Raw genomic sequence first — 13,614 nt, 5'->3', positions numbered from 1 at the left:
CAATAAAGTAAAGCTTTCATTAGTAGGTTGTTCTTTATATTTTGCTGATGTAAAGCGGTATGAACCTGGGTCCTTATTTGTCCTTTTAAATGGGCTAAAAGAAGGATATGGAGATGAGAGGAGGTAGGCATAGGAACGCTGAATAAAGATTCGGTATATTCTTTTTCTGTGAATGGTGAATGAGAAATTTCCTGTGCTAATGAATGATGAAGCGAGCAAGAATAATTTATAACCCTACTTCTGGCCGTGAGTTATTTAAAAAGAGCTTACCAGAAGTATTACAAAAATTAGAACAAGCTGGATATGAAACATCTTGTCATGCGACAACGGGTCCTGGAGATGCGACTGTGGCAGCGAGGCAAGCGGCAAATCGTAAATTTGATGTTGTCATTGCAGCGGGTGGTGACGGGACGTTAAATGAAGTGGTGAATGGTTTAGTAGGAAATGAATATCGTCCAAAATTCGGAATCATTCCAGTTGGGACGACAAATGATTTTGCACGTGCAATCGGTGTACCGCGTTCTATTGAAGAGGCGGCAGATATTATTTGCGAAGGTAAGACTGTTCCATTAGACCTTGGTAGAGCGAACGATACATATTTTATTAACATTGCTGGCGGCGGACGTATTACAGAATTAACATACGAAGTACCAAGTAAGCTGAAAACAGTACTAGGACAGCTTGCCTATTATTTAAAAGGTATCGAAATGCTGCCATCATTACATCCAACATACGTTGAAATCGAGTATGATGGAAAGCTATTGCAAGAAGAGATTACGATGTTTTTAATTACGAATACCCGCTCAGTTGGTGGCTTTGAAAAAGTTGCACCATATGCATCTATTAACGATGGTTTATTTGACTTATTAGTGCTGAAGAAGGGTTCTATTGCTGATTTGATTAAAGCAGCAACACAAGCACAGCGCGGTGAGCATATTAATAATCCAAAAGTTTTATATACGCAGGCAAATCGTATTAAGGTTCATTCGCCGGATAAATTAATGATTAATTTAGATGGTGAATATGGCGGAGATGCGCCAATGGAATTTGAAAATATATATCATTGTCTTGAACTATTTGTTCCAGAACATAAAGAGGATACCTTATAAAGGTATCCTTTTTTATTTATTTATATAGGAACGTGTCGATGGAATCGTGTCATTAATTCCTTTTGTAAATTGGGAGTTGGTTTGATTTTCATTGTATTTTTACAATGCGTTCATCTTACATCCACATTTACTTGCTACACTGAATGTGAGAAGGGCAGAAAGGTAGGGTCTGTTATGGAGAAGATAAAGGCAATACTCTTTGATAAAGATGGAACATTAATGGATTTTCATTCGATTTGGATTAAAGTTGCAGAAGAACTTGTAGCTAAACTTATAGAACTACATCAATTACCTCAATCATTACAGTTAACGATTTTAGAAGAAATTGGTGTTAAAGGGGCGGTTGTTCATCCAAGTAGTGTATTAGCAGCAGGAACAAGCCTCGATATAGCGAAAATATGTTGTAAGTATATACCGTCTGTTAAAGAGAGTGATATGCATCACTGGATAAGTGGAAAACTATTTACTCTTATGTACGAACATCGTTCACATATGAGGATGACAGCAGATTTACCAAGGGTTTTACAAACATTGAAAGATAAAGGTTTCGTTTTAGGGGTGGTGACAGCTGATGATTTTGCACCGACAGAATTATTTTTAAAGCAGTATCGATTGGAATCTTTCTTTGATTGTATTGTAGCTGCAGATACATTTCCGGCACAAAAACCAGATAAACAAATTGTAGAAGCATTTTGCGAGAAGTTTAGCTTGGATTCATCGGAAGTAGCGGTAGTTGGCGATACACCGACCGATTTACATTTAGCGAAAAATAGTGGCGCTTGTTATGCAATTGGTGTTCTTTCTGGGACGGGGGATCGACAAACATTAGCACCACTTGCCGATGTTGTACTAGATTCTGTAGGAGATCTTATTTCTGGCTCTGGTGAATTTATTTGGGAACAAAGGAAGTCTAATGTATAAATAAAATAAGTCTATAGAGACTCATAACAAGTCTTTATAGACTTATTTTTTATGTCGAAATACTAGGAATGTTAGAACAACACTACATTTGTAAGTTGGCATACATCTTGCAATATAGAAAAAGAAAATCATAGCATAGAAAAGGATGGGAGAAACGATGAATACAAAATTCGCTAAAGTAAATGAACAAATTCCAGGACCAAAGGCAGCTTCTTTATTAGAACGCCGTCAAAATATCGTACCAAGGGGCGTGAGTAATGGGATTTCAACATTCGTACAGTCAGCCGATGGTGCGCTTGTAACAGATGTAGATGGAAATCAATTTATCGATTTTGCAGGAGCAATTGGAACGATTAACGTAGGACATTGTCACCCTGTTGTGAAAGAGGCGCTTCATAAACAAGTAGATCAATATATTCATACTGGATTTAATGTAATGATGTATGAGCCATATATTGAATTAGCAGAGAAGCTTGCGGCATTAGCTCCTGGAAAATTTGAAAAACAAGTATTATTTTTAAATAGTGGTGCTGAAGCAGTTGAAAATGCTGTGAAAATTGCTCGTAAATATACGAAAAGACCTGGCATTATTGCGTTTTCAAAAGGGTTTCATGGTCGTACATTGATGACAATGACGATGACAAGTAAAGTAAAGCCATATAAATTCGGATTTGGTCCATTTGCACCGGAAGTATATAAAGCACCATTTCCATATGAATATCGTCGTCCAGAAGGTTTAACAGACGAACAATACGATAACTTTATTATTGAAGAATTTAAGAATTTTTTAATATCAGAAGTTGCACCAGAAAGTATAGCAGCTGTTGTGATGGAACCAGTCCAAGGTGAAGGTGGTTTTATCATTCCAAGTAAAAAGTTTGTCCAAGAAGTACGTCGTCTTTGCTCTGAACATGGTATTTTATTTGTAGCTGATGAAATTCAAACAGGATTTAGTCGTACAGGAAAATACTTTGCAATTGATCATTATGATGTAGTTCCAGATTTAATTACTGTTTCAAAATCATTAGGGGCAGGAGTACCGATTAGTGGCGTTATTGGCCGAAAAGAAGTTATGAATGAATCAGCACCAGGGGAACTTGGTGGAACATACGCTGGAAGTCCATTAGGCTGCGCTGCGGCATTAGCTGTTTTGGATATTATAGAGAAAGAAAAATTAAATGATCGAGCTGTACATGTAGGAAAAGTTGTGATGGATCGATTTGAAGCAATGAAGAAAAAATATAATTGTATTGGTGATGTGCGTGGCTTAGGAGCAATGTGTGCGTTCGAACTTGTTAAAGATCGTACAACGAAAGAAGTGGATAAAGCATTAACAGCAAATTTATGTGCTGAAGCAAATAAACGTGGATTGCTCTTATTATCTGCTGGAACGTATGGGAATGTAGTTCGTGTATTAATGCCACTTGTCATTACAGATGAACAGCTAGAAGAGGGGCTTACAATTATTGAAGATTCCCTGCAAGCTTGTTATGAGCAAGCAGATATAGCTCGTGTATAAATAATAGAATGCAAATTGAAAAAACGACATAAAATCTTTCTTTTTTTAGGTGGAGAGAGCATCCATTCATGTATAGAAGCGGTCAGACTCTCCTACAGCCTCATGCAAAGTTAAAACAAAGAGAGAAAACGACCGTAGATTACCGTTTGTTCTTTATAGTAGCGCCTTATATGTCGGAAAATCAAAATGGATATATATATAACATATTTGTGACCATTCTAGTTTACTTTGTTTAATATACAGAAAATTCCCTTAAATACAGGTTTCATTTTATAATGAAATGTAAGAGATAATAAAGTGAAGCAATGTACTTGAATTTGAGGAGTGGCTGGAATGGTTGCAGAAAAGGAACGAGCATTTATGGATTTAAAAGATGTATTTGAATATGCATTTGATGAGATTTTTGTCACGGATGAGGAAGGAACGGTTGTCCGTGTAAATAGTACATGCGAAAGACACTATCAATTATCTGCTGAGGAGTTAGTAGGTAAGCATGTAAAAGAACTACAAAAAGAAGGGATCTTTTATCCATCTGCAACATTAGAAGTAATTGAGAAGAAAAAGCCAATTGAACTTGTTCAGACAACAAAATCAGGAGAGTATTTACACGTTCGTACAAGGCCTGTGTTTGATGAACAAGGGAATTTGCGAAGGGTAATTAGTTATTCTCGTGACCTCACTGAACTCTACCAATTACGAAAAAAGGTCGAAGAGATGGATAATCAGTTAAAGACATATAAAAAAGAGTTAAGAGAAACGTATGAATATGAGGGGCTTATTTTTAAAAGTGTAGCTATGCAAAAAATAGTTACAACAATCAAAAAAGTCTCTGTGGTAGATAGTACGGTTCTTATTTTAGGCGAGACTGGTGTAGGGAAAAGTAGATTAGTACGCCATTTGCATGAAGTGAGTTATCGTAAAAATGAAATGTTTTATGAAATTAATTGTGCGGCATTGCCGACAAATTTAATCGAATCGGAACTGTTTGGCTATTCAGGTGGTTCATTTACAGGTGCAAACCGCGAAGGAAAAAAAGGAATTTTAGAGCTAGCTCATAAAGGAACTCTTTTCTTAGACGAGATTGGTGAAATGCCACTTGAAATTCAGGCGAAACTGTTACAAGTATTACAAGAAAAAACATTCCGCTCAGTAGGAGGTAGGGAACTAAAAAAAGTAGATGTTCGTATTGTAGCAGCTACGAATAGAGATTTGGCTGAAATGGTGAAACAAGGTACTTTCCGAAAAGATTTATACTATCGTTTAAATGTAATACCGATTCATATCCCTCCACTTCGTGAAAGAACGGAAGATATTTTACCTTTAGTCTATCATTACTTACATCACTTTAACGAGAAGTATGGACGTGATGTAAAATTGGCCCCTAGTACTCTACAAATATTTGTAGGGTACCCTTGGGAAGGGAATAATAGAGAAATAGAAAATGTGATTGAAAGAATTGTCATTACTGCAGATAACATTGTAACGATTGAAGACTTACCATTATCTATGCATGGATCAACAGTTGAACAGTCCGGTCAAAGCCTCTATAAAATGTTGGAAGAAGTAGAACGGAATATTATCCTTAAAGCGTATAAAACATATGGATCAAGCTATAAAGTAGCAGAGTTTTTGAAAATAAGCCAGTCTGCAGCGACGAGGAAAATTAAGAGGTTTATAGGAGAGGAATTTATATAAATACAAATTTATATAAATACAAATTGAAAAAATGATATAGAACCTTTCTTTTTAGGGGGGAGAGAGCATCCGTTCATGCATAGAAACTGTCCCATTCCAAGTGAAAATAAAGAGAGAATACGAGTGAAGGCTATTTCTTTGTTCGAATGCTTTTTTGAAAGTATGATAGAAATATAGAAGAAAATGAAGTGAATATAAAGGAGGAAGAAAATGTTGGATAAGAAAGCGACTTATATAAATTTAGAACAGAAAGCAATGTATATAAATGGGGAATGGATCGGGCTACAGGAACAAATTGAAATTAATAATCCTGCGACGCAGGAAGTATTTGCAACTGTTCCAAAAGGCGGAGTCACTGAGGCGAAGCAAGCGGTAGATGCTGCACATGAAGCCTTTAAATCTTGGTCAAAATTAACTGCAGCTGACCGTGCGCAAAAATTAAAAAAGTGGTTTGCACTAATTGATGAAAATAAAGAAGAAATCGCAGCAATTATGACGAAAGAACAAGGGAAGCCATTTGCAGAAGCACTTGGTGAAGTGAATTATGCGAATAGTTTTGTAGAATGGTATGCAGAAGAAGGAAAGCGAGTATATGGTGAGATGATTCCAGCTTCTCATCCAGATAAACGCATCTTAGTAATAAAACAGCCTGTTGGTGTTATTGCAGCAATTACACCGTGGAATTTTCCAGCTGCTATGATTACAAGAAAAGTAGCTCCAGCGCTTGCAGCAGGTTGCACAGCAGTTGTAAAGCCTGCAAGTCAAACGCCGTTAACGGCGTTAAAATTAGCCAAACTTGCACATGAGGCTGATATTCCAAAAGGCGTTTTAAACATTGTAACAGGTAGTGCAAAGGCTATTGCTGATACGTGGATGAATGATGGACGTGTGAGAAAGGTTTCGTTTACGGGATCAACTGAAATCGGAAAAGAATTAATGTGTGGTGCAGCGAAAACAATGAAAAAAGTGTCACTTGAATTAGGGGGGCATGCTCCGTTTATTGTGATGAATGATGCAGATTTAGATAAAGCTGTAGAAGCGGTAATTGGTTCGAAATTCCGTAATGCTGGTCAAACATGCATATGTACAAATCGCGTATTTGTACAAGAAGCGGTATATGGAGAATTTGCAGAGAAGTTTCAAAAAGCAGTAGGTCAGCTTAAGGTAGGAGATGGATTTGGAGAAGGTACGACTGTAGGGCCGCTTATTGATGCGAATGCAGTAGAAAAAGTAAAGGAACATATAGAAGATGCTATCCAAAAAGGCGGCGAAATCCTTTATGGAGGACAAACAATTGCAGAATTAAATGGTCACTTTATTGAACCAACTGTAATTGGAGGAGCAAACGATACAATGTTATGTATGAATGAGGAAACATTCGGACCGGTTGCGCCTGTTGCAAAATTTGAAACGGTTGAAGAAGTAATTGAACGAGCTAATAATACTCCGTATGGTCTAGCTGCATATGTATTTACAAAAGATATTAGTCAAGCATTTCAAATTAGTGAAGCATTAGAATATGGCATTATCGGCTTAAATGATGGCCTTCCATCAGTTGCACAAGCTCCGTTTGGCGGATATAAAGAAAGTGGTATTGGCCGTGAAGGTGGTCATTTTGGAATTGACGAATATTTAGAAATTAAATACATTTCTTTAGGATTATAATAAAGTAAAAAAAGGTTGTTTTCTAAAATGAAAACAACCTTTTTATTATGTGAGGGTAAATTAATATAAAAGAATAAGTTTACATGAGTGCTTTCAATAGATCTGTTACTAATGGAATCACTTTACCAACGAATGTTAAAATCGCATTTGCTGTTGTCATGAAAACTCCTCCCTTTATTTTTAATATTATAATAATAAAACTTTATACATTGATTATATTAAGGCAGTATACTAAAAAGTGAAAAGAGCCTTTTTCTAGGAAAATGGCTCTTTTCATTAAATAATTTGTATTCTTAGAATGCCCAGTTACCTTTACGGAAAATTGGTTCATGTGTTCCGTCAGCTGTAATACCATCAATATCAAGCTCTGCTGAACCAATCATAAAGTCTTCGTGTGTAATACTAGAGTTTGCTCCATTTTCTGCAAGCTCTTCTTTTGTCATCGTTTTACCACCATCTAAGTTAAATGCATAAGCATTTCCAATTGCTAAATGGCAAGATGCATTTTCATCAAATAGCGTATTATAGAATAAAATGTTTGTATTAGAAATCGGTGAATCATGAGGTACTAATGCGACTTCTCCTAAGAAGTGAGAGCCTTCATCCGTTTCTACTAAATGTTTTAGTGCTTCTTCGCCAACATCAGCTTTGTAGTCAATAATGCGACCATTTTCGAATGTTAATGTAAAGTTATCGATGATGTTACCTGCAAATACTAATGGTTTTGTACTTGATACTTGACCGTTTACACCTGTTTTTAATGGCATAGTAAAGACTTCTTCTGTCGGAATGTTAGCCATAAATGGTATATTTTTTTCATTTAAGCTACCAGCGCCAGCCCATACATGTTTTTCTGGAAGTTCAATTGTTAAATCTGTTCCAGGACCTGTATAGTGAAGCGCTTTATAATGTTTTTCGTTTAAGTAGTCTACTTTTGTATGTAATATTGCATCATGTTCTTTCCATGCTTCAACAGGATTTTCTAAATCTGCACGAGTTGCTTGGAAAATTGCAGCCCATAGCTTTTCTTGTTGCTCTTCTGGTGCTACATCAGGGAATACTTTTGCAGCCCATTCTTTCGTAGGAACAGAGATTACGCACCAGCTTACTTTATCTGCTTGTACATAATCACGGTATACCTTCATTGCTTCTCCAGCAACCTTATGAGAATTTGCAATTCGTTTTGCATCTACACCTTTTAATAAATCTGGATTTTCTGCATAGATAGACATAAATGCAGCGCCTTCTTTTGCCAATTCTTCACGTGCATGTGCCTTCCAAGCAGGGAATTCTGAGAATGCTTCTTCAGGAGCTAAATCAAATTTTAAACGTGTTAATACCTCATCGTTCCAATCTACATATACATGCTTTGCACCTGATTTGTATGCTTTTTTTGTAACAAGACGGACAAATGGAGCTGCCTCAAGTGGCGCATTAATAGATAGTGTTTGTCCAGGCTGAATATTAACACCGACATTTACTGCAAGAGCAGCATACTTTTCTAATGTTTGTTCAAATGACATATGATAATCTCCTTTGTGTGAAAGAATTTGTTATAAATATAATACACGAAATATTCAAAAATATAAACGATACCTCAATTATATCAATCTTAATTTCGTATTTTCACGATGTATTGTGAGAAAATGGGCAATTGATTGAGTAGAATAATCAGGTAAACAAGCATAAGCATATATTAAATAAAATTTAAAAGAAAATGGTTATGAATATGTAGTATGAAAGGGTGATAAAATGGGACGAAATCCGAATCGAAAAAGAAAAGATTGTTATCCATATATAGAAAAGAATTGTGAGATAGGACCTATGTCCCCATATGAACGTTGTGATAAGGCATTCCGAATTCGTTTTCAAGCTGCAGATTATCAAAAAGATCTTCCTCTTCCAATTCAATTCTGTAACGGGGATGAAAAATTGTTTGATAATAAAATTGCTAGCTTCTCTAAGGCTTTACCACATAATTCTTTAGGGGAAGTTGATATTTATGCTTATAAAAAATGGATTGAGGCACTTAAGAAGGGAAAACCAGATGCTTTTGAATGTTTAACGCTTGGTGGTGTAGTGAAGCTTGCCAATCCACAAGCAGCTTATGCTTATGGGCTAGAAGGGCCGGACTCTCACCATTTAAGTATCGCGGTACCTCCAGCTTTTAGTAGTGCCTGGGAAGCAAGTGAAATGACTGAACTGTACTGGCAGGCATTGACACGTGATGTGCCTTTTGCTGAATATAATAGTAATTCTCTTACTTTAGCAGCGGCTTCTGAATTATCAAGTTTGTCGGATTTCCGTGGGCCTAAAGTTAATGGTAGCGTTACTACAGAGACTTTGTTTCGTGGTGGAATATCTGGTGATCTGGTAGGACCTTATATTTCTCAATTTTTATGGCAAGATGTTCCTTATGGAGCTACAACAATGATTCAAAAATATCGTACTACTGTATCTGATAAAGATTATATGACTGCTTACCAAGAATGGCTTGATATCCAAAATGGTTTATCTCCGAAGGAAATTATATTTGATACAGTCACTCGTTATATTCGTAGTGGTCGTGACCTAGCTGAATTTGTTCATCAAGATTTTTCCTACCAAGCTTGTCTTTCTGCGTGTTTGATATTACTTAGCTTTGGAAAAGGAGCATTATCATCCAATAACCCTTACTTACATTCAAAAACTCAGAATGGTTTTGTTACCTTCGGTGCCCCTCATATTTTGGATTTAGTGGGTAAGACGGCAAAGGCAGCACTTGAAGCGGCATGGTTTCAAAAGTTTTTAGTTCATCGCAGAATCCGCCCTGAAGAGTTTGGAGGACGTGTTCATAATCAGTTAACAGGTGATACTCATTATCCGATTCATCCAGAATTATTAAATTCGCAAGTTATTTCCGAAGTATTTAGCAAGTTTGGAACGTATTTACTTCCGTTAGCGTATCCTGAAGGCTGTCCGACTCATCCTGCATACCCTGCGGGACATGCAACTCTTATGGGAGCTGGTGTCACTGTATTGAAAGCCTTTTTTAATGAATCGTTTGTCATTCCAAAACCAGTTGTAGCAAGTTCTGATGGTCTTTCTTTGCTTTCTTACTCAGGACAACCTTTGAAAGTCGAAGGGGAATTGAATAAGCTTGCTACCAATATTGGGCTTGGCCGTAGTACAGCTGGTGTTCATTGGCGTTCTGACACGATAGAAGGCTTAAAGCTCGGGGAAGCAGTAGCGATTGGAATTCTGAAAGATCATAAAGCAACCTATAACGAAAAATTTAATGGCTTTTCTTTTACTAAATTCAATGGTGAGGTTATAACAATTTAATAGTAGTAAACGATTTCCTTATCTGTTTATTGAAATTACCCCATATTGTTAAGAGTTATTAAAAAAAATGAGTGCGATATGAAAAGTATCGTACTCATTTTTCTAGTTACAATAATCTTTATTCTTACTCGATTATTTATGGGTAGTAAACCCAACTTTATTTAATAGAAAGTCCAAGCTGTTCAACCGTTGTGGAATTATGTATACGAACGCGCTTTATTTTTAATAGTTCATCTGTTTCACTTTTTGTAATAAACTTCCCTGGTTTTGTCGTTGTCGCAAATTGATAATATTTCTTTGTTTCTTCTACAACTTTATCATTTACATGACCAAACGGGTATGCAATTGCAATGACAGGTTTACCAGTGATCTTTTCAAGCTTTTCTTTTGAACCCTTTAACTCTCCCTCATAGTTTGTGATTTTCGGTAAATCAGCATGTGTTGCTGTATGAGATTGGACAGAGAAAATACCCGAATCAACCATTTCTTTTATATCCGCGGTAGATAAGGAACCTTCTGCATCGATGTTATCAACAATCATATATTCGGTTGCTGTCGGCTTAAATGTATCGTCTTTTAACTTTTGTAGAATATGAAATGCATTCATATTATTTTTCATACCATCATCAAACGTAACAAGAATTGGTTTATTTACTTTATTCATATCATCCCAATGTTCGAACGTTAATAATGTATAGCCGTTTTCTTTTAAATATTTCATTTGCGCTTCGAAGTTCGCGGGTGAGACAAATAAGTCTTTTATTCCTTGACCATAATAATCCTCAATCGCGTGATACATTAAGACAGGAACATATTGCTGAAACGTGATGGTGGATGTTGTGAGCAGAATACTTTTTCCATCTTCTTTTAAACCAGATGCTTCAATTTGATATTCACCACGTTTTCCGTCAAATTCTTTAATATCAAAAGGAATTGCAAACTGTTTGTTTTTATCTTTGGATGAAAATAATTTTGCACTTTCTTTTCCATCAGCAGTTCGCCAAACTTTATATTGTACCTCGGTTAAAGAATCTTTTATATCCGTTATATGTATAGCTGTATTTGTGGATTCATGTGTAATAGAACTCCAAGATATTGTACCTTGTGGTTGCACTTTTTCTACTTGCTTTTTTGGCTGTTCTTGAACCGTTTTCTCTTTTTTAGGTTCATTATTTGTATTGTTAGAGTTACACCCTGCTAGAATGGCAGATGTACATAAAGCAATAGCTGCATATTTTTTCATAACGATCACCTTCTATTGTATATTCGCTTTTTCCCCGTATGAACGGGCAGTAAGACCCTCACCTTAAGATTCAGAGAGAAATGAAGAGGTCGGGCTGATTAAAGTTTCACTTTATGTCGTTATAGTAAAGTGATGGTAGTTCAAAGAAACAAATAGTTAAGATGTTTCTCTACTTCGAAGTCTTTTTCTTTTTGCAGGCTTGTTCAGCGTTATGATCATGTAGCCAACAACAAAAATGAAAGGAATTAAAAATACATAACTAGGGATGCCGAAAACATAATGACTTTTTATGCTGAAAAATAATAAATGTAGGAAATCAAAAAGAGCATGTAATTTCATTTGTACCTCCATCAATCTTTTTACAAATTATAACATTTTCAAGAGTGGAGCTAAATGTTCAAGGCTAAAATTTAAGCTAATTTTAAAGTTGGAAAAATAAATAAAAGAAAAGGCTACTTTTTCATGAAAGCAGCCTAAAAAACGATTAATATTTTTCTTTCACAAGTGATGTAAACTGCGCCATTGTTGTATTAGGGCCAACAAAATGTCGCTTAATTAAGTATTGTTCGTTCGGTGTGCCTTTTGTAATATGAGTTCCATGATCGGTAGTTACCGCAAATTCATAATGTTTCTTTGTTTCTTCCACAGCTGGGTCATTATAAGAACCTACTGGATAGGCAAGGGCGATCACTTTTTTGCCTGTAAGATTTTCAATTTTTTCTTTAGATACACGTAATTCTTCATCATAATTGCTCGTATAAGCCATCATTGCATGATTAGCAGTATGAGATTGAATAGAAAAAATACCTGAATCAAGCATCTGTTTTATATCATCGGTTGTAAGACGATTTGGTGTATCAATAGTACTTGAAACGAGGAATTCGGTTGCTGCTGGTTGGAATTTATCATCTTTTAATTTTTGTAAAATATGAAGAGCGTTCATATTATTTTTTCGGCCATCATCCATTGTCACAAAGACAGGTTTATTGACACGATTTACCTCGCCCCAACGTTCAAACGTTAACATTGTATAACCGTTATCTTTTAAATACTGCATATGTTTTTCAAATTGTTCTGGTGGTACATATAAACCTAAATCGCCATCACCTGGTCCAGGGTATTTTTCAATAGCATGGTACATAAGGAAAGGTGCATATTGCTGGAATGTAATCGTAGATTTCACTAGAGGAACTTCAGTGTTGTCATTTTTTAATCCCACTGCTTCAATTTGAAATTCTCCACGTTTTAAATGAAATGATTGTAAATGAAATGGGAGAGCAAAATCACGAGCTTTTTCTTGTGATACAAAGGTTTGTTTACTTGTAGGTCCATCAGCTGTACGCCAAATATTGTAACGCACTTCCTTAAATGAATCTCTTAAGTTCTTTGTATAAAGTGTCGTATTCTTTGCATTGTATTCAAATGGATCCCATGAAATGAGTCCTTGAGTTACAGGTATTTCTACTACTTTGGCTTGTACTTCTTTCGTCTCCTTTTGGCTCTTGTAAGTTGCTTCTTTTGTCTGTTTTTCACTAACAGTGCTAGTGTTACAACCTACGAGAATAGCAGAAGAAAGCAAAGCGATACATGCATATTTCTTCATAATATCATCCTTCTATTGTGTTTTTAGTTTTGTCTCTTATATGTAATAATTTCTCTATTTGTCTTGTTATAAGAGATTATTGATTCAAATATTTCTATTTGAATTATACCCTTGTCTATCATATCACTATGAAATATAGAGGGGAATATCTCTTTTGGGAGAATTCGACAAAAATGCAGTTCAATTGCATGGAATTTGTCTTATATAAAATTTTGTAAATAAAAACTATTGTAGTTATAGATTGCCTTATGAAAAAAGATACCTCCGAAAAATAGCTGATTTCGGAGGTATCTTTAAAAACGCTTTTTTTTACTTTTGGGTTTCTGTTGTTGGATATTTCTTTCACTGTAAACAGACAGAATACATCTTCTGGCCAATACTAGTATATATATATTTCTTAATATAAAAAAGAAAAATCGTATTGAAAAATGTATGCAATATTGCATATGATTACATTTCATTTTCAGATTGGTTACCTTTGCTCATAAAAAAATCACCCCAACATTCCAAAATGAAAGGAAGGATAGGGTAATTC

The 13,614-nt window shown here is 35.6% G+C and carries 9 protein-coding genes; 6 read left to right on the top strand and 3 right to left on the bottom strand.

The features are described from left to right. The first annotated feature begins 203 nt into the window (after positions 1–203). The 5 genes from MHH45_RS14705 to MHH45_RS14685 all read left to right on the top strand — a co-directional run bounded on the left by MHH45_RS14705 (position 204) and on the right by MHH45_RS14685 (position 6,909). Positions 204–1,109 (top strand): diacylglycerol kinase, encoded by a 906-nt coding sequence (locus tag MHH45_RS14705; RefSeq protein ID WP_003194652.1) that lies wholly within the window; start codon positions 204–206, stop codon positions 1,107–1,109. Between the two features lie 174 nt (positions 1,110–1,283). Then, the gene (locus MHH45_RS14700) at positions 1,284–2,030 is read left to right on the top strand and encodes an HAD family hydrolase (protein ID WP_016132287.1); all 747 of its coding nucleotides are present in this window, start codon (positions 1,284–1,286) and stop codon (positions 2,028–2,030) included. A gap of 157 nt (positions 2,031–2,187) precedes the next feature. Further along, positions 2,188–3,549, top strand: a complete 1,362-nt coding sequence (gabT, locus tag MHH45_RS14695) for a 4-aminobutyrate--2-oxoglutarate transaminase (RefSeq protein ID WP_077295404.1) — start codon at positions 2,188–2,190, stop codon at positions 3,547–3,549. Positions 3,550–3,882: 333 nt separating this feature from the next. Next, entirely contained in the window at positions 3,883–5,244 is a 1,362-nt protein-coding gene (locus MHH45_RS14690) for a sigma-54 interaction domain-containing protein (protein ID WP_016112847.1), read from the top strand. 213 nt (positions 5,245–5,457) lie between these two features. Next, entirely contained in the window at positions 5,458–6,909 is a 1,452-nt protein-coding gene (locus tag MHH45_RS14685; RefSeq protein WP_033670947.1) for an NAD-dependent succinate-semialdehyde dehydrogenase, read from the top strand. Positions 6,910–7,202: 293 nt separating this feature from the next. On the opposite strand, the gene MHH45_RS14680 is transcribed toward MHH45_RS14685, so the two are convergent. Continuing rightward, the gene (locus tag MHH45_RS14680; RefSeq protein ID WP_016112849.1) at positions 7,203–8,432 is read right to left on the bottom strand and encodes an aminopeptidase; all 1,230 of its coding nucleotides are present in this window, start codon (positions 8,430–8,432) and stop codon (positions 7,203–7,205) included. A gap of 229 nt (positions 8,433–8,661) precedes the next feature. Here MHH45_RS14680 and MHH45_RS14675 point away from each other — a divergent pair, with 229 nt between their 5' ends. After that, the gene (locus MHH45_RS14675; protein WP_088094320.1) at positions 8,662–10,233 is read left to right on the top strand and encodes a vanadium-dependent haloperoxidase; all 1,572 of its coding nucleotides are present in this window, start codon (positions 8,662–8,664) and stop codon (positions 10,231–10,233) included. A 157-nt stretch (positions 10,234–10,390) separates the two neighbouring features. On the opposite strand, the gene MHH45_RS14670 is transcribed toward MHH45_RS14675, so the two are convergent. After that, positions 10,391–11,476: a polysaccharide deacetylase family protein gene (locus MHH45_RS14670; protein ID WP_016112851.1), complete on the bottom strand. Its 1,086-nt coding sequence runs from the start codon at positions 11,474–11,476 to the stop codon at positions 10,391–10,393. Positions 11,477–11,960: 484 nt separating this feature from the next. Continuing rightward, complete coding sequence (locus MHH45_RS14660; protein WP_016112853.1) at positions 11,961–13,079, bottom strand: polysaccharide deacetylase family protein; 1,119 nt, start codon at positions 13,077–13,079, stop codon at positions 11,961–11,963. Between the last annotated feature and the right edge of the window lie 535 nt (positions 13,080–13,614).

Origin of the sequence: Bacillus sp. FSL K6-0042, assembly GCF_038006685.1 — a bacterium.
Classification (GTDB): domain Bacteria; phylum Bacillota; class Bacilli; order Bacillales; family Bacillaceae_G; genus Bacillus_A; species Bacillus_A pseudomycoides.
The sequence above is the reverse complement of the archived record's forward strand: the minus strand, read 5'-3'. Positions and strand labels throughout refer to the sequence as shown.